The organism is Ferrimonas sediminum (assembly GCF_900100175.1).
GTDB classification, from domain to species: Bacteria; Pseudomonadota; Gammaproteobacteria; order Enterobacterales; family Shewanellaceae; genus Ferrimonas; species Ferrimonas sediminum.
This window is the reverse complement of the sequence record NZ_FNEM01000017.1, coordinates 73,969-96,534: the sequence shown is the minus strand read 5'-3', so window position 1 is coordinate 96,534 and position 22,566 is coordinate 73,969. Positions and strand designations below refer to the sequence as shown.

The following is a 22,566-nucleotide window of genomic DNA, read 5'->3' as shown; positions in this document are numbered from 1 at the left end:
GGATCCACCCCCTAAAACAGCGGCCTGGTGCCGCTGTTTTTGTCTGTGTCAGAGTCTATCCTTATACAGATAATGCAGTACACCTTCGCTGGGTGATCCTATGGAAGTTCTGACCTTTGCGCCTCGCCACAGTCACAAAGCTCAGCCGTTGTTTCTGTTTGGCATAGTCAACCTGCTGACCGCTCTTGGCCTGCTGATTCAGTTCGGCCGTCAATACCCTCTAGCCATTGTCTGGGTGCTGGGATCCGCCATCGCCCTGTCGGTCGCCATCGCCAACATGCGCCAGGCCCGCCACAGCCTGGTGGCCGATGATCGCGGCCTGCTGCTGCTGATTGAGCAGACGGTAATTCCCATCCACTGGCAGCAGTTACAGCGGCTGGATACCATCCCCGAGCATCAGGCACTGGGAATCCGGCTACGACCCGATGCCCATGTCTGGCAGCAGCTCAGCAACCGTCAACTGCGGCGCTGGTGCCAATTGACTCAGCAGAGCCTCAAGCTGTACGGCATCGCCTCCATTACCGATGGCCTGCTGGAGCAACCGACGCTGTTGCAACAACAGTGCTACCTGTCGGAGCAACTGGCCCAGAGCAGCGGATTTCACATTCTGCTGCACCAGAGCCAGTTCGATGATCCCTTAATCGACATTGCCAACAAACTGCGCCAGGCACGACGGCAGGCTCTGGAGCCTCAGCCGCCCGCTAAGCCAGCATCGACTTAAGCCGCAGCCACAACTGGCCCAGATACTCATGCAGAGCCCGCTCTGACGTCTGCAAGTTGTCGGCACTGAAATGCCACCAGCGCCCGGTCCGGCCTCGATAATCGGTCGGCGCCGCGAGCACGTCCAGCCCGGACTGGTCAAACAGCATCATCGCTCTGGGCAGGTGCGCCGCCGAGCTAACCACGGCAACGGTGCCGCCATTCACCAACCGGCTCACTCCCTCGACCTCCTCCTGAGTATCCTTGGCCTGATCCAGAGTGCGGATTCGGCGGCGATCAACCCCCAGCATCTCCGCCGCATCGGCCATCACCTGGGCATGGGGGCGCAACTGCATCCCTTTGGCACCGCTGAGTACCAGCAGGCTGCCGGGGCTGGCCTCGGCAATGCGCACTCCCTCGGTCAATCGCGCCAACGCCGTCGCCATCAACTGCTGCGTCGCCAGATCGCTAACTTGACCATCGTGGCCAAAACCAAGCACCAACACCGCGGCCACCGGCTGACCATGCCAGCGCGGGTACTGCTGCTCCAGCGGCGCCGTCAGAGCCCGGCTGCCAACCGTTGAGCTGAGCGCCAGCAGCAACAGCGGTCCGGCCAGTATCAAACCTTTACCCAGCCGGGGACGGCGTTTTAACTGCCACAGTCCAATTAACACCAAAAAGACGCACACCGGAATCGGCAACAGCAACGCCGAGATCCCCTTCTTAATCCAGAATCCGATCACCTAGCGCCCCCACAACCAGGCCGCACCCCGAACGCCGGAGCTGCAGCCATGCTGATTTTTTCGAATGGGAGTGGCGCACTCGCCTCCCAGTACCTGCTGAGGCAGAAGGGCGTTAAGGCGGGGATAGAGTTCGTCGATGTTGGAAAGGCCGCCGCCGAGAACGATAACGTCGGGATCCAGGGTATTTACCACATGCGCCAGGGCGCGCGACAGCTGGCTCAGGTAGTGTTCAAACACCTCACAGGCAGCCGGCTCCTGCTGCCTAACCCGGCTGATGATCTCATTGCCACTGAGCTGCTGTGAGGTCAACGCCTGGTACTGGCGGCTGAAGCCGGTACCGGAGACGAAGGTTTCGATGCAACCGGAACGGCCACAAAAACACTCTGGCCCGGGAAACTCGTCGGCCGTCATCCACGGCAAAGGGTTGTGACCCCACTCGCCGCTGAGGCCATTGCCTCCGGTGAGCGCCTTGCCATCGATGGCCAGGCCACCACCACAGCCGGTGCCCAGAATCACTCCAAACACCAGTCCCTTGCCGGCACCGGCGCCATCAATGGCTTCAGACACCGCAAAACAGTTGGCGTCGTTAGCGATACGAACCGGTCGAGACAGTATTTTAGCCAGATCCTGATCCAGTTGCTGGCCATTAAGGCACAGGGAGTTGGCATTCTTGACCCGGCCCGTTTGCGGCGACAGGACGCCGGGAATGCCCACCCCGACGGTACCGGTGAGGGTCAGCGTGGCTTCTGCACGCTGAACCAGAGTAGCGATGGCCTCCAGGGTCGCGGAATAGTCACCGCGAGGGGTCGCCACCCGCTCACGCCACAACTGGTTACCCTGCTCGTCCAGCGCTATCCCTTCAATCTTGGTACCACCAAGATCGATGCCAATTCTCATGCTCGATTCCTGCTAATTCACTATGAGTCAGCATGATAGCAAAGATTTAAGATAAAGCTGTGAACCCGGTTTTGCTGGCATCTGCCTCATTTAGAGCAGATTGCTGAACAACGCGATACTAATCAGGGCTGCAACGATGACGATGATAATGGGGTAGAACAGCCGATCCGGCAGTGCATAGCGATTCCTTTGCCACAACTTGGAGCCACTCATTTTATTGCGTGGGGATTTGTCAGATTGAGTGCTGGTCATACTGGCCTCCTTCGCACCAAAGCAGGCAGGAAACCGGATTCCGGGAGGGATCCGAATGCCTCCTGACCACCTGCCTTCAGTATACCAAAGTAAAAATGAACCCTTGATGACAAACCAAAAAAAAACCACTCCAACGAAAGGGAGTGGCGGTACTGAATCTGTAGCAAAGAAAGGGAGATGATGATGAAAACAAGCTTAAAGAAACTGTGTTTACTGTTAAGTCAGAGTGTCCGGGTCACAGAAAGTTCAGCGAAGAGTGAAAAAAATCCACATTTCGCCGCTTGCATCGATTCAGAGGGGCGTTTACAGTCATCTTGGGTTCACTTGTTGGATTAATTTTATAATTCTTATTAGATAGTTAAATTCTGGAGTCGCATTATGTACTACCAAACCGATGACGTACGCATCGATAAAATAAAAGAACTGCTACCCCCCATTGCGATTCTGGAACGATTTCCCCTGGACGACAATGCCGCCGCCACCGTCTATCAGGCCCGGCAATCCATCCACAATATGATGAACCGCCAGGACGATCGCCTGCTGGTGGTCATCGGCCCCTGCTCCATTCACGATCCCAAGGCGGCGCTGGAATACGGCCGCAAGCTGTCTCTGTTACGGGAGGAGCTCAAGGACGACCTTGAGATCGTCATGCGGGTCTATTTCGAAAAACCCCGCACCACCGTCGGTTGGAAAGGGCTGATCAACGATCCGCTGCTGGACAACAGCTTTAAGCTCAATGATGGCCTGCGCACCGCCCGCAAACTGCTGTTGGAGTTAAACCAGATGGGCCTGCCGACCGCCGGCGAGTTCCTGGATATGATCACCCCCCAGTACGTGGCCGACCTGATGTGCTGGGGAGCCATCGGGGCCAGAACCACCGAATCCCAGGTTCACCGTGAACTGGCTTCCGGCCTGTCCTGCCCGGTGGGCTTTAAAAATGGTACTGATGGCACCATCAAGATTGCCATCGATGCCATCAACTCTGCCAACGCGCCGCACCACTTCCTGTCCGTGACCAAGTATGGCCACTCCGCCATTGTGTCCACCACGGGCAATCAGGATTGCCACATCATCCTGCGCGGCGGCAAAACCCCCAACTACCAGGCCGACCAGGTCGCCGACATTACCGAGCAGTTGCATCAAGCCGCCCTGCCCGCCAACATCATGATCGATTTCAGCCACGCCAACAGCGAAAAGCAGTTCAAGCGGCAGTTGGATGTGGCCGAAGATGTCTGTAACCAGTTGGCCGCAGGCAACCAGAATATCTTTGGCGCCATGATTGAGAGCCACCTGGTGGAGGGCCGCCAGGATCTCTCCACGCCTGACAGCCTGACTTACGGCCAGAGCATTACCGATGGCTGCATCGGCTGGGAAGACAGTGAGTCGGTACTCAGAGCACTGGCGACCGCCGTGCGGGCCCGCCGTCAACAGTAACTCAAGACGCCCCGCCCGAGCGCGGGGCATTCTGCCATCACTTTCCGGACAGCAAAAAAAACGCCACCTCAAAGAGGTGGCGAGCAACAAAACTGTCAGAGAGATGAGATGATGATGAAACTAAATTCGTTACCCTTTAATAGAGTCCTCTCTCCTCCTAAAGTTCACACCTCGAACTTATTTTTTTAAAAATTAATTAAAAACCGAGCGTTACCGAGTGGTGCCAGGGGCATTTATCGCGCTTGTGTGTTCAGAGGACAAAAAAAACGCCGCCTCAAACAGGCGGCGAACATTAAGGAATTCAGGAGATGATGATGAAACCAAATTCGTTACCCTTTTATAGAGTCGAACCGCCGACGAAAGTTCCGCTTCGATGAATTTTTTTTGCCTTGCCGCGGCCTCACTTCCCCGCCCACTCTCGCCCCTGGCGGGCAAGGCCACGCAGACTGCTGTCAAAAACGTAAAAAAAAACGCCATCTCAAGGAGATGGCGGAGAATAAGGAATTCTGAGAGATGATGATGAAACTAAATTCGTTACAGGGATATAGAGTCACCGGAATCAGAAAAGTTCATCGCTTCAGTAAAAATGGTGATTTTTTTGGGTTGCCAGCGGAGGCGGCCCAAAAAAAACGCCACCTCAAGGAGGTGGCGAACAATACTTTATTCAAGGAGATGATGATGATGAAACCAAATTCGTTACCCTTATATAGAGCGGTAAAAACAGCAAAAGTTCAGTCGCCATGAAAAAAAATTGCCGGATTTTTTCAACACCGGCGACCAGCAGTCAAAGAGGCGATAAATCAACACCTTAAAATCACTCGTCACTTCGACTTAGGGTCAGTTCAGTGGCGATGCCGTTACCACATACCTCTTGCCGCCCTGCAGCGGCGCAAACCAAACGCCATTGTGCTCCCGGTACGACACCCCATCGACCGTGACCACCTGGCTGCCTGCCGGCAACCGCTGAATCACCTGTCCGAGGGCATACGCCGGAGTCGCTGGCACCGGTTCAGGCTCGGCAGACACCACCTGATAGCTGCCCGCCGGCGGCTGAGCCACATACACATAGCTGTCCCCTTGCTGCCGATAGTAGGCGTTCTCGACAATGGCGTAGGTCACCCCGGCAAAAACGGCAAAGGTCGCGACTCTTGCCAGTTCATGGCGATGGTAGGAGTAATGGTTACGATAGGGTTTATGGTGATAGCCCGGCTTCACCACGATGACATTTTTGCCCTTGTGTGCCTTACCTGAGTGAGGCTTAGCCTGCAGTGCCGGACTGGCCAGCAGTGTGGCGGTCACAAGCAGTGCGATAAGACGTTGCATAGGTCCTCCTGAGTGCACTCTGTTGGCCCTAAGCCTAACGTAGCCAACTTCAACCAACGTCAATCAAGAGTAAAGCCAGGTAAATTCCCCGCCTCACAGAGTGGAGCAATCTGCTATGATCGGCGCCTCATCAGCTAACTGCTGCATTTTTCACTGTCAGTCGATCACTATGTCACTTTCACCGCAAAAACTTCGCCACGCCATCAATCGCCTGCCGCTTCCCTGCGAAGCCAGCCTGAACTATTACTACCTGCATGGCTTCATCAGCGCCGTTGTCTGTGCACCCACACCGGTACTGCCCAGCCACTGGCTGGCAATTTTGCTGGGCCCGGAACAGGCCCTGGACGACGACCTGAGCCCTGCTCTGGTGCAGCTGTATCAGCAGGCCAGCGAAGCGCTCGGCACACAGACCCTGATTCTGCCCAGCCAGTGCCGCCTGCCGCAGGCTACGCCATTGAGCGGTTTTGCCTCAGGCTCCCCATTGGCCCAGTGGGCCGCCGGGTTTGAGCACGGCCTGCCGCTGGTGATGGAGCAACTGGATCACCAAAATCCCGAGCTGCAACCCACCATCGCGGCCTTTGCCAGCTACGGCTGCTTTTTTGCCAATCTGGAACAGGTTCAGGCCCACTGCCGACAAAACGGCCTGGATGATGAGGCCTTCGTCGCCGAAGCCAGACAGGTCAGGCGCCACCTGTGTGAAGTGATCAATCAGGCTGCCGCCCTGTTCCGCGGCCAGCAACCGGGCGAGGAGAGTCAGCTTCTGGAACATGAATCACTGATTGAGCAACTGACACTGCATACCGGCGAGATGCCGCAGCTGCTGCTAAAAGAGCTGCAACCGCCCACTCCCCTGCTGGTGCGACTGGCCCGGGAGGAGCTGCAGCTGTTTGTGGATGCGCCGCAAATCGATCTGAATAATCAGGACTACATCGGCCACTGGCACAGCCTGTGGTGTCTGGCTGACGCCAATGCTCATCAGGATGTCCGCGATAGCATCGACGCCCTGCTGCGCTTTCACTGGCACGCTGACAGCCCCATGGCCAGGCTGTTTGAACATCACTACCCAGCGCTGGCTCAATGCCTGGGGCAGCTGTTCAGCCAGGCGCCGGGTTACCTCATGGGCCAGTTAAAGCAGGAGCGGCTCGATAGCCAGGCGCACAGCCTGTGCCTGACCGCCTTAGCCTGGCTGCATCAGCAAGGGCGACTGACTGACGCACGCCTCAACGAGGCACTGTCACCGCTACTCAGTGGTGCTGCCTGCCAGAATCAGGATCTTCGATCTCTGGCCAGGGGCGTCGCCCGCCAGTTGCCACCCAGCGAGCAGAGTGCCTTGGGCGGCCCCTGGGCGGATGCCACCGACCCCAAGCTGCCACAAGGCGACTGGCCGGGCGCGGCGGCGCTAATCCAGCAACTGTTCCAGCGCTACCATCAAGGTGATAAGCGTCCGGTCGAGGCCGAACCAGAGCCCACCCCGGCAGCGACTCAATCCTCAACCGTCGGCCGCAACGATCCCTGCCCCTGCGGAAGCGGCAAGAAGTACAAAAAGTGCTGTGGCTAAGCGCATGAAAGTAAAAGAAGAAATAAGGAAGGCGAAAAAATATCAAAAAAAGCAGCTAAAAATTTGAACTAAAGCAGCAATGGAGACTCTGACCTTATGTAACAAATTTGAACTGAAATTTGTTTCATCATCATCTCCATTATGTTTGACCACCTTTTTTAAGGTGGTTTTTTTTATCCGTCGCTGCGGGCAATGAAGTGCGGATTGAGCACCGAGGCCTTGCCGTTGTAGCCCAGCGGTTGATCATCCAGGGTACGAACGCTGCCGCCGGCCCCCTCCAAAACCGCTTGCGCCGCGGCAATGTCCCACTCACTGGTGGGCCCCAACCGAGGATAAAGATCCGCCTTTCCCTCTGCCAGTAGGCAGAGCTTCAGCGAGCTGCCCACCTCGATGAGTGACACCTGGGGGAAACGACTCAGCCACTGGGCCAGTTCCGCAGAGGGGTGGGATCGGCTGGTTACCACCCTGGGCACCTGAGCACTCACGCCACCGGTAATGGCACGCTCTCCCTGCTGATCTTCCAACCAGGCCCCCAGGTCCCGTCCGCCACTGTAGATTTTCCCCAGCGCCGGCGCCACCACCACCCCAAGCAGCGGCACCCCCTGCTCGATCAGGGCGATATTGATGGTGAACTCGCCATTCCCGGCGATGAACTCCTTGGTGCCATCTACCGGATCCAGCAACCAGTACCGCTGCCACCGGCGCCGCTCCTCCCAGGGGGCCAGGCCGGCCTCTTCCGACAACACCGGCCAGCAGTTACCCCAGTCGGCAATCCCCTGCACCAGTGCCTGGTGGCTGGCCAGATCCGCCTGGGTCAGCGGGCTGTCGTCCTGCTTGTAACGGGTCTGCGGCTGGCCATAGTGGGCCATCGCCGCTTCCCCCGCCTGCCGGGCCACCACGATCATCTGTGACAACAGCAGTTGCTGCTGGTGCCGGTCTAAAGGTTCCAGGGTCATGAAGGCAGGATTCCGCGTTGCGTCAGATAGGCCACCATCTTGTCAACGGCAGCCTCGGTGTCAAGTCGGTCGGTTCGTAGGTGGATCTCCGCCTCATTCGGCGCCTCATAGTCGGAATCGATACCGGTAAAATCGGCTATCTCACCGGCACGGGCCTTTTGGTACAACCCTTTGGGATCCCGCTGCTCACACACCGCCAGGGGCGCATCCACAAACACCTCGATGAATTTCCCGGCAGGCAGGGCCTCGCGAACCCGCTGCCGATCCGCCCGAAACGGCGAGATAAAGGCCGACAGGCACAGGGTGCCAGCACTGACAAACAGCTTACCCACTTCACCGATACGACGGATGTTCTCCTCCCGGTCGGCATCGGCAAAGCCCAAATCCCGGTTCAGCCCCAGCCGCACGTTATCGCCGTCGAGCAGAAAGCTGTGTACTTCCATGGCAATCAGACGCCGCTCAAGGGCGTTGGCCAGGGTCGACTTTCCCGACCCACTCAGGCCGGTAAACCACAGCAACGCACTGCCATGGCCCTTTAGCTGTTGCCGTTGTTCTGGCGTCACCGCATGGTCATGCCAGGTCAGGTTGTTGGTCATACTCACCTCAAAAAGGAAAAAATAGCGGCGTAGTCAGCAGCACGGCCGCGCTGTAGGCCAGAGACATGGGCAGTCCCAGCCTCAGGTAGTCCCGCTTACGGTAGTCGCCCAAACTCATCACCATCAGGTTGGTCTGATAGCTGAACGGGCTGATGAAACTGGCGCTGGCACCGTAGGCCACCGCCATCACAAAGGGCATGGCACTGACCCCGAAGGCGTCCGCCAGCCCCAGAGCCAATGGCAGGGCCAGCGCGGCGGCGGCGTTATTGGTCATCAGTTCGGTCAAGATCAGGGCCACCAGGTAAACCCCGACAAACGCCACCATCACCCCCTGACCATTGAACAACTGGTGCAGCCAGGTGGAGGCCATCAACGCCAGTCCGGACTGCAACACGCTGTCGGCAATGGCCAGCGCCCCGGTAATGATCAACCAGATCTCAAATGGAAAGCGCTGGCGAACATCCTGGCCACTGAGCACCCCGCTGGTGATCATCAACATCAGTAACACCGCCAGCCCGGCAACCAACTCAATGGCACCGAAAGCACTCAGCGCCAGCACCGACACAAAGCCGCCGATGGCGACCCACTCCTGCAGCGGAGTCAGGGTGGCAGACAGCTGAGCATTGCCAATCACAAAGAAGTTCCGGCTGACGCGGGAGTGGTGAAACCCCTGGCCCACCGCCAGCACCAACACGTCACCCGCCTGGATCGGGATCTGGCCCAGTTTGCCCGACAAACGTTCGCCCCGGCGCCGCATCGCCACCACCGCCGCATCGAACCGGGCCCGAAACTCCACCGATTTCAGGGTCTGGCCGACAATGGCAGAGGTCGGGCTGACAATCACCTCGGTCAGGGTACGATCCAGCTGTCCCTGCGCCGACGCAAACAGGGTCAGGCCGCGAAACCGCTGCAGCACAGTGACCCGGCGAACGTCACCGCAAAACACCAGCTTGTCGCCGGCTTCCAGCACGGTGTCCGGGCTCAGCGGCGAGATCAGCCGCTGTCCCCGAACCACTTCAGCCAGGAACAGCCCCTCCAGAGAACGCAGGCCGTTGGCCTGAACCGATCGCCCCACCAGCGGGCTGTCCGGCTGCAGCTTGGCTTCAATGAAGTAGGGATCTTCCTGCTGCGCCTGGCGCGGATGGCGGGGCAGCCAGCTCGACAGCAGTACCAGCAACACCAGCCCCACCGAGCACGCCACCAGTCCCACCGGCAGAAAATCAAACAGCGCCAGGGACGGCTTGCCGGCCTCGACCAGAAAGCTGTTTACAATCAGGTTGGTGGAGGTGCCGACCAGAGTCAGGGTGCCACCGAGAATGGCCGCATAAGAGAGTGGCAACAGCAGCCGTGACGGCGCATGATCCGGGTTCGTGTTCACCCGCCCCATCAGGGCCGCCACCACCGCGGTGTTATTCAAAAACGCCGACGACACCATGGTGCCCGCCCCCATCCGTACCAGGGTACCGGCGTAGGAGCGGCGGAACAGAAACTGGCTGAGCCAGGCCAGCAGGCGGGTCTTCTCGATGCCCGCCGACACCAGCAGCAGCAGCAGCAGGCTGATGACCGCCGGGTTGGCGGCCAGGTTCAGCAACCGGGTCACATCCAGCTGTTGCATCAGCACCAGGGCGATGGCCGTGCCGCTGAACAACAGCACCGGCCTCAGGCGGGTAAACACCAGCCCGAAGAACATCGACACCGCCAGAGCCAGCAACTGGCCGTGGACCAGGGTCATCAGCGGCGTCCGCTGTCAGCCAGTGTTTTCAGATCCAGCGCATTCCAGTGTGGGAAATGCTTACGTACCAGCGCATTAAACTCCAGTTCAAAGGCGGAATAGTCCGGCGTCACGGCCTTGTTTGCGCCCGATTCCAGCACCATACCCGCGGCAACCGTGCCGTTGCTGATGGGATCGATCAGGATAAATGAACCGGTCTCACGGTGCTCCCGGTAAGGATCCACCGGCAACGGCTGCTCGGTATGCAGCTGAATCTGGCCGATGGCGTTCAGGGCCAGCTGATCGGTCTGGCGTTCACTCCAGTCATGGATGTCCACCAGATGATCGATGACTGACACCTGCGCCCGCACCGTAGAGGTGGCCAGTTTCAGGCGGTAATCCCGCCCCGGTTGCAGCGGTGTCTCGGACATCCACACCACCCGCGCCTTCAGGCTGTCAGACAGTGGCACCGAGTCCGCGGCATGAACCAGCCAGTTACCCCGGCTAACGTCAATTTCGCGGTCCAGCGATACGGTGACCGCCTCGCCGGCCTGAGCCTGACTGACGTCGCCGCCAAATTGATGGATACCCGCCACCCGGGCGGTATTGCCCGACGGCAGCACCTTCACCTCGTCACCGACGCGAACCAGGCCGGCGCTGATGGTACCGGCAAAGCCCCGAAAATCGAGGTTGGGTCTGGCCACCATCTGCACCGGCAAACGGAACGGCCTCGCCACGGCTTCATCCGCCGGCGGCGCCTGCTCCAGCAGCGCCAGCAGACTCGGCCCCTGGTACCAGGGCATGGCCGCACTCAGTGAGGCCACGTTATCCCCCTCCAACGCCGAGATGGGCACATAGTCGATGTGCTCAAACCCCAACGATTCCGCCATCTGGGCGTATTGGGTGGCGATGGTGTCAAACACCAACTGGTCGTACGCTTTGAGGTCCATTTTGTTGATGGCGACCACGACCTGCTTAATGCCCAGCAACGACACCAGGAAGCTGTGACGACGGGTCTGCTCCAGCAGGCCGTAGCGGGCATCCACCAGGATAATGGCCAGATCCGCCGTTGACGCGCCGGTGGCCATGTTGCGGGTGTACTGCTCGTGACCCGGGGTGTCGGCGATGATGAACTTGCGTTTATCGGTGGAGAAATAGCGATAGGCCACATCGATGGTGATGCCCTGCTCGCGCTCCGCCTGCAGGCCATCCACCAACAAGGCCAAATCGGGGCGATCACCTGTGGTGCCACTGCGGCGACTCTGCTGGTTCACCGCCTCAATCTGGTCGTCGTACAACGCCTTGGTGTCGTGCAGCAGTCGTCCGATCAGGGTACTTTTGCCGTCGTCGACGCTGCCGCAGGTGATGAAACGCAACAACGCCTTGTTTTCATGCTGAGCCAGGTATTCCGTTACCCGCTGGGTAACGCTGGATGCTTGGGTGGACATAGTTAACTCCTGTATCTCAAACCTGGCCTAGAAATAGCCTTCCATCTTCTTCTTTTCCATCGACCCGGCACTGTCACGGTCGATGACCCGCCCCTGGCGCTCCGAGGTGGTGGCCAGCAGCATCTCTTCGATGATGCCCGGCAGGGTATCCGCCTCAGATTCCACGGCGCCGGTAAGGGGATAACACCCCAGGGTGCGAAAACGCACACTGCGCAGCTGTGGGGTTTCCCCTTCATTGAGGGGCATCCGGTCGTCATCCACCATGATCAGGCTACCGTCGCGCTCCACCACTGGCCGGGGCTTGGCCAGGTACAGCGGCACTATCTCAATCTGTTCGCGATAGATGTACTGCCAGATATCCAGTTCGGTCCAGTTGGACAGCGGGAACACCCGAATGCTCTCACCCGGATGCACCTTGGCGTTATAGAGATTCCACAATTCGGGACGTTGATTCTTGGGATCCCAGCGGTGATTTTTATCCCGGAACGAATAGACCCGCTCCTTGGCACGGGAGGCCTCTTCGTCGCGGCGGGCCCCCCCAAAGGCAGCGTCGAAACCATGCTGATCCAGGGCCTGTCTCAGCCCCTGGGTCTTCATGATGTCGGTGTGCAGGGCACTGCCGTGAACAAAGGGGTTAATGGCCATCTCCAGCCCCTGCGGGTTCTTATGCACCAGCAGATCAAGCTCATGTTCACGGGCCATGCGATCGCGAAATTCAATCATCTCTTGGAATTTCCAATCGGTATCCACGTGCAGCAGCGGAAAGGGGATTTTGCCCGGATAAAACGCCTTGCGCGCCAGATGCAACAGCACCGACGAGTCTTTACCGATGGAGTACAGCATCACCGGGTTTTCAAACTCGGCCGCCACTTCACGGAAGATATGGATGCTCTCCGCTTCGAGGCGATCCAGGTGGGTCAAAGGCTGTGGTTGTGACATCCTTGCGTCCTATTCAACGTTTTTCTGCCATTTAGTGAACGTCACAACCGCGATTTCAACAATTCAACTTCGGACTTTCATATAACCAAAACAGATTAATATCGGAATCGATCAACCGTTTTGGAATAAGGGCAGAATTTATCGTTCTATTGGTGAGGCAGAATCTGGCAGCTCCACTATCCTTAGGTTAGGGTATTCGGCTTTTGGCATGAGAAAAAACCGAACATCCTTCGCATATCATTGAAAAACTAGGGACATTGCCGCAGGCCGGCCTGATTAAATACCGGTTACATGGATGGTAGCTGTCAGCACCGGACTGAGGTTGGAGGCAAGGATGCTCACCGATCGTACCTTTCTGATCATCGATCACTCGACAGAGTTTGTCGGGCTGGTGCGCTCGATCCTGCATGATGCCGGAGCCAACCATTGCAACATCACCAGTACCTCGGACACCCTCAAAGCACTGCGGTTGATTCGCCAGCATCAGTACGATGCCGTACTCTGCGGGTTTGATCCGGAAACACGGGTCGATGGTGGCCTGATTCTGGATGAAATCCGTCACCATCCGCGCCAATGTGGCAATGGCGCGTTTCTGTTTATCAGCAATGACCACAGTCGCGAGGCCGTCAGCCAATGCCTGGCCATGGAGCCGGATGATATGCTGCTCAAACCGTTCCGATACCAGGAACTGGAACGGCGGTTGATGCAGGCGCTGCAGCGACGACAGCAGTTGGCCGACCTGCATCGGGCCTTAACCAATGAGGCCTATGGAGAGGCACTGCATCTCAGCCTGAGGCTGCGCCGCACCTTCCCCCAGCATTCACCGTTTCTGGATCGGACCCATGGCAACTGCCTGTTGCGGCTACGCCGCTTCACCGAAGCGCTACGGTTTTATCGCCACCACAGCCAGCGCAGCGACAAACCCTGGCCTCGAATCGGCGTCGGCCAGGCACTGCTGGGTCTGCAGCGCTTCGAGGATGCCACTCACATCTTCAATGAGGTTCAGCGCCGCGGTCCGTTCGAGCCAGAAGCACAGTTGGGGCTGGTTCAGGCGGCACTGTACCAGGATGCCAACCTGGACGCGCTTACGGCCATGACCCGGCTGCAGCGGTTGTGCCCGGCAGAGCCCAGCTATCAGGCCATCATCGCCGACCTCCATGCTCAGCAGGGTGACTTTTGTGCCGCCGCCCGCCACTATGACGACTATCTGGTGCGGGTAACAGGCAGCAGCCAATTTTCACCAGAACTGCAGATCCACGCCAACCTGTGCCGCCTGTTTTCCACCCTTAGCGAAACCGAGCCAGCCCGGCGTCACAGCCTCATCGCCCAAAGCCTGAAACAGATCGCCCAGTTAAGCCAGGGCTCCGTTTGTCAGCCCGGGCTGGAAAGTGGCCTCAAAGTGGCTGCCGCCCTGGCCGCCCTGGTAGAAGGGCAACTGGATCACTGCGTCATGATCATGCAGGTACTGGAGCCGGACACCCACCCCTGCCCCAACTTCTACACCCAGTTAAACAGCGCCAAACTGTTTGCCCTGTGCGGTTTGAGCGAGCGTTTTGAACAAGCGGTTCGCCTGGCCGGGCTGACTGCCGAATCGAACCCGAATCCGACCCAGAGACTCAGCCAGTTAGCGCTGTTGGCCGAGTATCGCCACAGTATGGAAGCCCGCCTGACCGAGGGAGAACGATTGGCCGATGTGGCCTTGAATCACCACCGGGCCCAGCGTTATCACCTGGCCTACGAACGCGCTTGTCGAGCCTTTTTCTTGGTACCCCTGTACCCGTCCCTGAGCCTGATGTTGCTGGAGTTGGCCTCCGCATCGCCTCCCCCCTGGATGGATACGGTAACCGCCCGGCAGATGTTGGATTCGGCTCACTGGCTGTACCGCAGCCATCACCGGGATTCGGCCCTTAGGGAGCGCGCCGCCGCCTTGTATCGACGCGCCATCGCCCATCTGGACGATCCAGTCAGCCCCGAACACAAGCAGGACTCCGCGGCCCGCCTGGCCTGAAGCTGTCCACACCCGCCTTTGTGCCCCCCATCATGCAACTCCCTATTAACCCCCTTTGTCAGGGGTGGTATGATGGCCGATTGCACCCTGTTACCCGGCTGAACACTGAATGCTTTTATTCCGTCTAACTGATGTGGAAAACAACTTCGACGATGCAACCTTTAACCGAGGCAAGCGTTACTTCGAGGAGGAGATGGTTCTGCAAGCCGAACTGGGCCCCGGAGGCAGTTCGGTCCATGGCGCCACCCTGGGTCGACGCGATAACCAGTACGACACCAGCATTGAGATTAAAAAACGGGGTGACCGCTGCACCCTGGAAAGCTTCTGCAACTGCCCGGTTTCGTCGCAGTGCAAGCACGCCGTCGCCCTGCTGCTGACCATCCTGGATCAACACCATGGCCACCAGGATCGTTACCAGGCCTGGCTGGAGAAGTTCTCCGCCATTCACCCGCCTAAACCCAAGCCCGCACCGCCGGAATCGGCCCTGGTTGGCCGCTTTCGAGTGGCACCGTCGTTAACCCGCAACGCCAGCGTCGGTGAGTCCATTGTGGTCGAAGTCGGCAACTGCCGGCGGCTGAAACGTGGCGGATTCAGTAAATTTACTGCCAAACAGTTATTTAACGTTGCCGCCCACTACGGCGACGGCTGGGCCAACGACGATGTGGTGACCTACAGTCGGCTCCTGCTGGCGACCAGGGGTAACACCTGGTACCGCTACGCCCATCTGGAAACGGAGCTGGATCGGTATACCTACCAAAAGCTGCTGGATCAGCAACTGGCGTTTTGGGATCAGCCCAACCAAACCCTGAGCCAGGGGCCGGCCCAGACACTGAACTTCCGCTGGGAGCACAACAACGACTATCAGTTGCACTCGCAGCTGCAATGCGGTGCCCCCTGGGTTCTGGTGCCCTTCTCCCGGCCTTGGTACATCAACCTGGACGACTTCAGCTCCGGTCCGCTGGAGACCGAGCTCTCCACCGAAGTGCTGTTCTGCCTGCAGCGGCTGCCGGCACTTCCCAGAGAGCAGGCTCGCCACTTTGGCGACACCATCGCCCTGCAGTTCAATGAGCAGACACTGCCGCATCCGATTCAGACCGAGTACCGCCAGATTGAGGCGCCCCTGACACCGGTGCTCAAACTGGTTCCCAGTGACGAGGGTATTCAGAGCTTTTTCTGGCTGCAATACGACGAACTGCCGCTGCCGAAAGAGGTCACTCAGCGTCCGACCCAGAGCCGCTTCAGCAACGACCACGGCCACTGGCAGATTCAGCGCGACAACGAGGCCGAACTGGCCGCCGTCGAGCTGTACCAGCAACTGCAGTTGTCGGAGTTCGAGCACAGCGGCGATCAGGCCCCGCAAGTGGCCTCGGCGGCCTACCTGAAACTGGCTACTGCCGCCACGGATCTCGCTTTCTGGCAGAAACTGCTAAGCCAGTTTCAGGGGCCGATGAACCAGCAGCAGTGGCAGCTGCAGATTGACCCGTCACTGCCACTGTTGCCCCATGAGATCCCCGCCTTTGATCTGATCATCGAAGAGGACGACTCCTGGTTTAATCTGGGGCTGTCGGTGGAGATTGACGACCAACAGGTCGAGCTGCTGCCACTGCTGCTGACCTGGCTGGATCACAACAGCGACTGGCGCGGTGACAACAACCCGATCCTGCTGCACCGCGAAGGGGCGATGCCACTGCGCATCGCCAACCGCAGCATCCGTCCGGTACTGGCAATTCTGGAAGAGCTGGCCAACCCCAGTGGCGACCGCATTCGCCTGCCCAGTCATCAGGCCGGCCTGTTGGAGCAACTGCCTCGCCAGGGCCGCTGGATAGGCGGTGAACGCATTCAGCAGCTGGCGCACAAGCTCAATCACTTCAGTGGTATTGAGACCGTCGAGGCTCCGGATAACCTGCATGCCACCCTGCGCCCTTACCAGCAACAGGGGCTGGACTGGCTGGCATTTTTGCACCAGTACGGGTTTGGCGGTGTGCTCGCCGACGACATGGGCCTGGGAAAAACCCTGCAGACCCTGGCGCACCTGCAACGCCTCAAGCAACGGGATCAGCTGCCTCACCCGGCTCTACTGGTGTGCCCCACCAGCCTGATCAGTAACTGGCGCAGCGAGTCGCAACGCTTCTGCCCGGATCTAACCGTACTGGTTCTGCACGGCCAGGAGCGCCACCGCCATTTCGATACCCTGAATGAGTTCGATCTGATCATCACCACCTATGGCCTGGTCGGTCGCGATATCGAGCTGTTTGCCAGTCTCAATTTCAGCCTGGCCATTCTCGATGAAGCCCAGGCCATTAAGACGCCGGGAGCCAAGATCACCAAGGCGGTGAAGCAACTCAACGCCGGCCAGCGCCTATGCCTGACCGGCACTCCCATGGAGAACCATCTGGGTGAGTTGTGGTCACTGTTCGACTTCGTGATGCCGTCGTTCCTTGGCAGCGAAGGTCAATTCAGCCGCTATTACCGCAAGCCCATCGAGAAAGAGGGCAACCTGGATCTGAAGAAAGAGCTGCTGACCCGCCTGGCGCCGTTCTTGTTGCGCCGCACCAAGAGTGAGGTGGCCCAGGAGTTGCCTGCCAAGACTGAGATGGTGCAAACCATTCCGCTGCCACCACAGCAGCGAATCCTGTACGAAGGCGTTCGGGTGGCCATGGAGGCCCGGGTACGGGAGTTGCTCAACAGCAAGGGGATGGCCAAAAGCCAGATCGAGTTTCTCGATGCCCTGCTGAAGCTGAGGCAGATCTGCTGCGATCCACAACTGGTGAAGCTGGAGCAGGCGGCATTGGTGCAGGAATCGGCCAAGCTCGACTTTTTGATGGAGATGCTGCCGCCGATGCTGGAGGAGGGACGGCGAGTGCTGATCTTCTCCCAGTTCACCCAGATGCTGGCGCTGATCGAACAGCGACTGGAGCAACAGGGGATCGCCTTTGCCAAGCTGACCGGTCAAACCCGCAAACGGGAGCAGGCCATCGACAGCTTCCAGAACGGCGAGGTGCCGGTGTTCCTGATCTCCCTCAAGGCCGGCGGCGTGGGTCTGAATCTGACCGCGGCAGACACCGTGATCCATTACGATCCCTGGTGGAACCCGGCAGCCGAGAACCAGGCCACCGATCGCGCCTATCGCATCGGTCAGGACAAGCCGGTGTTTGTCTACAAGCTGATCTGCGAACAGACCATCGAAGAGCGGGTCATGGAGCTGCAGCAACAGAAACAGGCGCTGGCAGACAGCATCTACGACAAAGACGCCCAGGATCTTGGCAGCAGCCTCACCGGCGACCAGCTACTGAGCCTGTTCGATACTCCGATTCCTCAGCCGGAGTAACCAACAAAACAGCCCCGCACTGCGGGGCTGTTTTCTATGCGCCTGGGGAACCTACACCCGCGAGCGCTGATTCAGCTCCGCCAACTTCATGGCCAGAGTTTCCAGTGCCTCGGAAGCACCACGGCCGAAGCGGTTAGCCAGGTTTTTCTTGATCACGTAGCTTAACTTCAGCACCTCTTTGTCCTTGGCTTGCTTCATCAGCCAGTCGTCGGAGGTACTCAGTTCGTCCACCAGCCCCAGATCCAGCGCCTGGGTGGCAAACCAGTGTTCACCGGTGGCCACTTTTCCGAGATCCAGTTCGGGGCGATAGCGACCGATGAAGTCCTTGAACAGACCGTGGGTCTCCTCCAGCTCTTCACGGAACTTCTCACGGGCCGAGTCGGTGTTTTCACCAAACATGGTCAGGGTACGCTTAAACTCACCGGCGGTGTGCTGTTCAAATTCAATATTGCTCTTTTTCAAAAGCTTATTGAAGTTAGGCAACTGGGCAATCACGCCGATAGAGCCGATGATAGAGAAGGGTGCCGCCACGATGTGGTCCGCCACACACGCCATCATATAACCACCGCTGGCCGCCACCTTATCCACCGCAATGGTCAACGGTATGCCCGCATCCCGCAGTCTCGCCAACTGGCTCGAGGCCAGACCATAGGCGTGCACCATACCACCGCCACTCTCCAGTCGCACCAGCACCTGATCCTGCTTGTCCGCCACCGTCAGCAAGGCGCTGATCTCTTCACGCAGGCTGACCACCTCGAACGCCTCGATACCAGCCTTGAAGTCCAGCACGAAGACTCGACCTTCACGGGGCTTATCGACGTTGGCCTTCTCCTTTTTCTGGCGCGCCTTTTCAGCTTTCTTCTCCGCCTTCTCTTTGGCCTTCAACTGCTCTTTGCTCAGCAGGGCACTCTCAAGGTGGTGCTGGTAGTCCTCCAGCTGATCCGACAGGCAGGTGAGCTGCAGCTCGCCCTTCTGGGCGCGCTGCGAGCGGCCCACCTGGGCCACCACCAGAATGATGGCCACCACGGCTACCACCAGGGTCAGGGCCTTTGCCAAAAACAGGCCGTACTCAAATAAAAACTCCAAAATCAGCTCCCTAGCTTTGTTTGGCCCTTATTCTATAACGAATCCAAAAAAAAGACCCAGCCTTGGCTGGGTCCTGTTCAGAGTTTACTCAGTTCAGGGGCAAGGCTGAGTGACGACGTCGTTGCTCACTGGCAACGACATCCCCAGACTGGCGGAAAACTCAGCGACCTGAGCCTGCATCTCGGCAGTGGTCGCAGCAGCGTTGATGCCGTCGGTCACACCGGGGATCTCATCGGGGCTTAGCAGCGAGCTATGGTGCCCCTTGCTGAAGCGAACCGCACCACTGGCGTCGGCGCCCTGCAGAGTTTCATCCACACAGCCCAGGCCAATAAAGGCGATCAGCGGCTCGGTTCCGGACAGCGGCGCCCCGGCCACGGTGTTGGGCAGCACCTGATCCGGCAGGTTGGTGTCGCCGTCACCGACGATCTCCTGAATGTGGACCTTGGTACTGGTTGCCGCCAGCGCAGCCGCGTGGTTGATGGGGTCAATCGCCTCAATCTGAGTCTGAATGGAGAACATCAGCGGCGGAATCACCTCCTCCTGCACCTGCTTGGCAAAGGCTTCATACTCCGGCGTGCCCGGCTCGGGTACCGGTACACCGGCTTCCTCCGCCAACACCTTAATCAGCTCATCCACCAACAGTGGACCAAAGCTGGGACTGCCGGCAAACACACCGGCCAGACCGGCGGCCGGGGCGGACAGCGAGGCCGCCTGAATGGTGTAGGGGTTCATCTCAGCCGGTACGCCGTCGATAGGCAGGTTGGCATAGGTAGCGAAATCGGCACCGATGATAGCGCCCAGACTCAGCCCCTGCATAGTAACCTTAGTCAGGTCATAGGTTGGCGCACCGCCGGCGCCCACTTCGGTCATAACCATACCGGTCACGGCCGCACGCAAGGCCAGGAGATCAATCAATGCCTGACGGTAATTATCCCTTACGGTCAGGCCGCTGCCGATGTTGATGAACACCAGTCCGGAGCCGTTGGCAAACTGAGGACCCAGACTTGGGTCAGTGGCGCTGATCTCATACACACCATCGTCGTTGAAATCGAAGCCACGCTCACCGTGAAGCGGCATGTCGATGGCGATGGTTGCCAGGCCGGCGGCCGACATGGCGCCGGAGTTGGCCAGTGTGGTCTCCTTAGTGCCGCTGAGGCCATGCAGTGCCATGCTCAACGGCCATCCCGTGGCCGGCTTGGACACGGTGATACCCAACGCCGCTAACTTGGCCGCATTTGGCATGGTCATCAGCACGGGCACCGTCTGTACCGACTTCGGTGCCGGTACCGGGTTGAAGCGGGTCAGGTGCTGCTGTACATCCAGGTCGCTGCCGTCGTCGGCAACGATGGTACAGCCGACAATCTCGGCCGGGTTGGAGATCGCTTCCACCGGATCACGGCCACAGTCCTCCACCTGCTCGGAGAACTTCTCCAGCGTCAGGGTACCGGCCTGCAGAGCTTGAAGCACCGCTATCGGGCTGTCACCCAGTGCACGCCAGGTGCTGGAGATGGTCGGATCCGCCGGCGTCGGCGCAGTCAGGTAGTAAGGCAGGGTCAGTTCGGCCTTAAACACATCGGTAGCGTCTGCCAGCAGATAGGCCACACCGTCCGCCGGCGTCAGCGGCAGGTAATTGGCTGCGGTTCCGGCCGGCACCGGTGGCGCACTCCAGACCGGTTTAAACGGCGCGTGTTCATCGGCAGGGGATACCACCAGTTGCTTGGTGACCTCCAGTACATCAAACACCGACTGGGTGGTGTACACGCCGCTGTAGGTGATGGTATCCGGGTCGACGCCAAAAGCAGCGGCCAGGCTGCCTTCGTAGTTGTTTACCAGCGCCTGCAGATCCCGAGAGGTCCCTTCCGGCAGTGGCTTGGTATTAATATCAAACTTCAGCTGCTTGTAGGTTTCCGAGGCTTGCAGTTGACGGCCGTCGGAGTCCTGCAGCAGATCGGTGGTTATGTACAGGTAACTACTGGTGGCTGGCAGCGGCTTCAGTGGCTGGGCAATCACAGTATGGCCTGTGACCGCAGTCATGAAGTCCCCATCAGGTCCCCAGGCCAACTCTTCACCTACCTTACAGATACTCAAGGATGGCGCGGCGGTGCACTCGGCATCCGGAGAAAGAGCTCCGCCCAGAGTCACGGAGAACACCCGTACGGCACCGGCCTGGGCCACACTGGCAGCATCGATGCTCATCCCTTCCGGCAGTCCGATGCTCACCTGAATCGGCTGCGTGGTGGACCAGCCATCCAGTGCGCCCAGGGCAACCATAGGATCGGTATAATCCGGTGTATCGCCGGCGGCCACCTCATCGGGAAACTGCAGGGTTCCGTCGGGGGTACCAAGGAACAACAGGTCATTCGGCGATGGCAGGATGCCATTTGCCGGATCAAAGGCCACACGGGCTGAAACTGGAATCGGTTTGGCGTTGTTCACATCGTCGTTGTAGCTGTCACCGTTGCAGCCTGACAGTGCCAAAGCCGACAGGACGGCAGTACTAACCAGCAGTCGTCTCATTTTCTCTCCCCAATCCTTGTTGTAACCCACGGCTGCCCCCAAGGGATTAAGGGCTGAACAGGTCTGTGACCGTGAGTATTAGTTTTGTTTTCCGTAATCAATTTCGTCACAATAGGCGCGAATCTGGCGAATATGACGCTCTATATGCCGATTGCGAACTATCCCAAAGTAACGCAAAAACCATAACTTAGCTACATTTTTGCAACGAACAACCGGTTCTGCGGCCCTAACAAAGCAATCGTGTGTTTTAAACAAACGTTTGTCGCCGCTGCAAAGCCCCAAATGACGCGTATTACAAAAAAAGGATGGCGTTAAAGGATGTTGGATTACAGCCCCAAAAAAGATCTTCTCACTGACAAGGTAATCCTGGTCACCGGCGCGGGAGACGGCATCGGTCGTCAGGCCGCCCTGACCTACGCGGCCCACGGTGCCACCGTGATTTTACTTGGCCGCAGTGTCAAGAAACTGGAAGCGGTGTACGACGAAATAGAAGCTCTCGGCGCCCCTCAGCCGGCCATTATTCCACTGGATATGCAGGGTGCCACCGAGCAAAACTACATCGACATGACCGACACCATCGAGGGCCAATTTGGTCGCCTCGACGGCGTACTGCACAACGCTGGGGTACTGGGCAGCCTGACTCCCCTAGAGCAGGTCTCCATCGAGATGTTTAACGAAGTGATGCAGGTAAACCTGACCGCTCAATTCGTGATGACCAAGGCACTGATGCGCCTGTTCCGCCAGCAGAACTCCGGTTCCATTATCTACACCTCGTCCGGCGTAGGCCGCAAGGGACGCGCTTTCTGGGGCCCCTATGCCATCTCCAAGTTTGCCACCGAAGGGATGATGCAGGTTTGGGCCGATGAGCTGGACGATACCCGGATTCGGGTTAACTGCATCAACCCCGGCGCCACCCGCACCAAGATGCGTGCCCTGGCCTACCCGGCCGAGAACCCGGAAACTCTGAAGACACCACAGGAATTGATGCCGCTGTACCTGTACCTGATGGGCGATGACAGCCTCGAGATCAATGGCCAGAGCATCGATGCCCAGCCGAAATAACGGCCAGGG

General features: G+C 58.7%; 18 protein-coding genes. 7 read left to right on the top strand and 11 right to left on the bottom strand.

From position 1 onward, the window contains the following. Positions 1 to 100 precede the first annotated feature (100 nt). On the top strand, positions 101 to 721 hold the full coding sequence (locus tag BLT77_RS16360) for a hypothetical protein (protein WP_090367395.1): 621 nt from the start codon (positions 101 to 103) through the stop codon (positions 719 to 721). Here BLT77_RS16360 and BLT77_RS16355 read toward each other — a convergent pair. The 3 genes from BLT77_RS16355 to BLT77_RS20355 form a co-directional block, all read right to left on the bottom strand. Further along, complete coding sequence (locus BLT77_RS16355; RefSeq protein ID WP_090367393.1) at positions 702 to 1,442, bottom strand: ElyC/SanA/YdcF family protein; 741 nt, start codon at positions 1,440 to 1,442, stop codon at positions 702 to 704. The two genes, BLT77_RS16360 and BLT77_RS16355, sit on opposite strands and share 20 nt — an antisense overlap. Next, on the bottom strand, positions 1,443 to 2,339 hold the full coding sequence (gene mak, locus BLT77_RS16350) for a fructokinase (protein ID WP_090367391.1): 897 nt from the start codon (positions 2,337 to 2,339) through the stop codon (positions 1,443 to 1,445). It lies immediately after the preceding gene. Between the two features lie 90 nt (positions 2,340 to 2,429). Further along, entirely contained in the window at positions 2,430 to 2,591 is a 162-nt protein-coding gene (locus BLT77_RS20355; RefSeq protein WP_176819355.1) for a hypothetical protein, read from the bottom strand. A 378-nt stretch (positions 2,592 to 2,969) separates the two neighbouring features. Here BLT77_RS20355 and aroG point away from each other — a divergent pair, with 378 nt between their 5' ends. Then, on the top strand, positions 2,970 to 4,025 hold the full coding sequence (gene aroG, locus BLT77_RS16345) for a 3-deoxy-7-phosphoheptulonate synthase AroG (protein WP_090367389.1): 1,056 nt from the start codon (positions 2,970 to 2,972) through the stop codon (positions 4,023 to 4,025). Positions 4,026 to 4,538: 513 nt separating this feature from the next. After that, positions 4,539 to 4,769, top strand: coding sequence for a hypothetical protein (locus BLT77_RS16340; protein ID WP_090367387.1), 231 nt, complete (start codon positions 4,539 to 4,541; stop codon positions 4,767 to 4,769). 93 nt (positions 4,770 to 4,862) lie between these two features. On the opposite strand, the gene BLT77_RS20350 is transcribed toward BLT77_RS16340, so the two are convergent. After that, positions 4,863 to 5,348 carry a hypothetical protein gene (locus tag BLT77_RS20350; RefSeq protein WP_176819354.1) on the bottom strand — a complete coding sequence of 162 codons (486 nt, stop codon included), beginning with the start codon at positions 5,346 to 5,348 and terminating at the stop codon, positions 4,863 to 4,865. A gap of 169 nt (positions 5,349 to 5,517) precedes the next feature. Here BLT77_RS20350 and BLT77_RS16330 point away from each other — a divergent pair, with 169 nt between their 5' ends. Then, complete coding sequence (locus BLT77_RS16330; RefSeq protein WP_176819353.1) at positions 5,518 to 6,906, top strand: UPF0149 family protein; 1,389 nt, start codon at positions 5,518 to 5,520, stop codon at positions 6,904 to 6,906. 173 nt (positions 6,907 to 7,079) lie between these two features. On the opposite strand, the gene cysQ is transcribed toward BLT77_RS16330, so the two are convergent. From cysQ to cysD, 5 genes are read right to left on the bottom strand one after another with little or no spacing between them, the layout of a single operon-like run. After that, positions 7,080 to 7,862, bottom strand: coding sequence for a 3'(2'),5'-bisphosphate nucleotidase CysQ (gene cysQ / locus BLT77_RS16325; RefSeq protein ID WP_090367383.1), 783 nt, complete (start codon positions 7,860 to 7,862; stop codon positions 7,080 to 7,082). After that, positions 7,859 to 8,458 (bottom strand): adenylyl-sulfate kinase, encoded by a 600-nt coding sequence (gene cysC / locus BLT77_RS16320; protein WP_090367381.1) that lies wholly within the window; start codon positions 8,456 to 8,458, stop codon positions 7,859 to 7,861. The genes cysQ and cysC overlap by 4 nt, the downstream gene beginning before the upstream one ends. A 7-nt stretch (positions 8,459 to 8,465) precedes the next feature. Further along, a complete protein-coding gene (locus BLT77_RS16315) occupies positions 8,466 to 10,190 on the bottom strand; it encodes an SLC13 family permease (protein ID WP_090367379.1) in 1,725 nt (574 codons plus the stop codon). After that, complete coding sequence (cysN, locus tag BLT77_RS16310) at positions 10,190 to 11,617, bottom strand: sulfate adenylyltransferase subunit CysN (RefSeq protein WP_090367377.1); 1,428 nt, start codon at positions 11,615 to 11,617, stop codon at positions 10,190 to 10,192. The genes BLT77_RS16315 and cysN overlap by 1 nt, the downstream gene beginning before the upstream one ends. 27 nt (positions 11,618 to 11,644) lie before the next feature. Next, positions 11,645 to 12,556, bottom strand: coding sequence for a sulfate adenylyltransferase subunit CysD (gene cysD, locus BLT77_RS16305; protein ID WP_090367375.1), 912 nt, complete (start codon positions 12,554 to 12,556; stop codon positions 11,645 to 11,647). A 334-nt stretch (positions 12,557 to 12,890) separates the two neighbouring features. On the opposite strand from cysD, the gene BLT77_RS16300 reads away from it, so the two are divergent. Together BLT77_RS16300 and BLT77_RS16295 are read left to right on the top strand one after the other, a co-directional pair. After that, on the top strand, positions 12,891 to 14,564 hold the full coding sequence (locus BLT77_RS16300; RefSeq protein WP_176819352.1) for a response regulator: 1,674 nt from the start codon (positions 12,891 to 12,893) through the stop codon (positions 14,562 to 14,564). Positions 14,565 to 14,673: 109 nt separating this feature from the next. Further along, a complete protein-coding gene (locus BLT77_RS16295; RefSeq protein WP_090367371.1) occupies positions 14,674 to 17,892 on the top strand; it encodes a DEAD/DEAH box helicase in 3,219 nt (1,072 codons plus the stop codon). Positions 17,893 to 17,943: 51 nt separating this feature from the next. On the opposite strand, the gene sohB is transcribed toward BLT77_RS16295, so the two are convergent. Next, positions 17,944 to 18,978 carry a protease SohB gene (gene sohB / locus BLT77_RS16290; RefSeq protein WP_090367370.1) on the bottom strand — a complete coding sequence of 345 codons (1,035 nt, stop codon included), beginning with the start codon at positions 18,976 to 18,978 and terminating at the stop codon, positions 17,944 to 17,946. Positions 18,979 to 19,071: 93 nt separating this feature from the next. Further along, the gene (locus BLT77_RS16285; RefSeq protein ID WP_090367368.1) at positions 19,072 to 21,495 is read right to left on the bottom strand and encodes a VolA/Pla-1 family phospholipase; all 2,424 of its coding nucleotides are present in this window, start codon (positions 21,493 to 21,495) and stop codon (positions 19,072 to 19,074) included. A 318-nt stretch (positions 21,496 to 21,813) separates the two neighbouring features. On the opposite strand from BLT77_RS16285, the gene BLT77_RS16280 reads away from it, so the two are divergent. Next, positions 21,814 to 22,557, top strand: a complete 744-nt coding sequence (locus BLT77_RS16280; protein WP_090367366.1) for a YciK family oxidoreductase — start codon at positions 21,814 to 21,816, stop codon at positions 22,555 to 22,557. The last annotated feature ends 9 nt before the right edge of the window (positions 22,558 to 22,566 follow it).

Coding starts and splice junctions, on each gene's coding strand:
- BLT77_RS16360 (WP_090367395.1), top strand. CDS start 101: ATGGAAGTTCTGACCTTTGCGCCTCGCCACAGTCACAAAGCTCAGCCG.
- mak (WP_090367391.1), bottom strand. CDS start 2,339: ATGAGAATTGGCATCGATCTTGGTGGTACCAAGATTGAAGGGATAGCG.
- BLT77_RS20355 (WP_176819355.1), bottom strand. CDS start 2,591: ATGACCAGCACTCAATCTGACAAATCCCCACGCAATAAAATGAGTGGC.
- aroG (WP_090367389.1), top strand. CDS start 2,970: ATGTACTACCAAACCGATGACGTACGCATCGATAAAATAAAAGAACTG.
- BLT77_RS16340 (WP_090367387.1), top strand. CDS start 4,539: ATGATGATGAAACTAAATTCGTTACAGGGATATAGAGTCACCGGAATC.
- BLT77_RS20350 (WP_176819354.1), bottom strand. CDS start 5,348: ATGCAACGTCTTATCGCACTGCTTGTGACCGCCACACTGCTGGCCAGT.
- BLT77_RS16330 (WP_176819353.1), top strand. CDS start 5,518: ATGTCACTTTCACCGCAAAAACTTCGCCACGCCATCAATCGCCTGCCG.
- cysQ (WP_090367383.1), bottom strand. CDS start 7,862: ATGACCCTGGAACCTTTAGACCGGCACCAGCAGCAACTGCTGTTGTCA.
- cysC (WP_090367381.1), bottom strand. CDS start 8,458: ATGACCAACAACCTGACCTGGCATGACCATGCGGTGACGCCAGAACAA.
- BLT77_RS16315 (WP_090367379.1), bottom strand. CDS start 10,190: ATGACCCTGGTCCACGGCCAGTTGCTGGCTCTGGCGGTGTCGATGTTC.
- cysN (WP_090367377.1), bottom strand. CDS start 11,617: ATGTCCACCCAAGCATCCAGCGTTACCCAGCGGGTAACGGAATACCTG.
- cysD (WP_090367375.1), bottom strand. CDS start 12,556: ATGTCACAACCACAGCCTTTGACCCACCTGGATCGCCTCGAAGCGGAG.
- BLT77_RS16300 (WP_176819352.1), top strand. CDS start 12,891: ATGCTCACCGATCGTACCTTTCTGATCATCGATCACTCGACAGAGTTT.
- BLT77_RS16295 (WP_090367371.1), top strand. CDS start 14,674: ATGCTTTTATTCCGTCTAACTGATGTGGAAAACAACTTCGACGATGCA.
- BLT77_RS16285 (WP_090367368.1), bottom strand. CDS start 21,495: ATGAGACGACTGCTGGTTAGTACTGCCGTCCTGTCGGCTTTGGCACTG.
- BLT77_RS16280 (WP_090367366.1), top strand. CDS start 21,814: ATGTTGGATTACAGCCCCAAAAAAGATCTTCTCACTGACAAGGTAATC.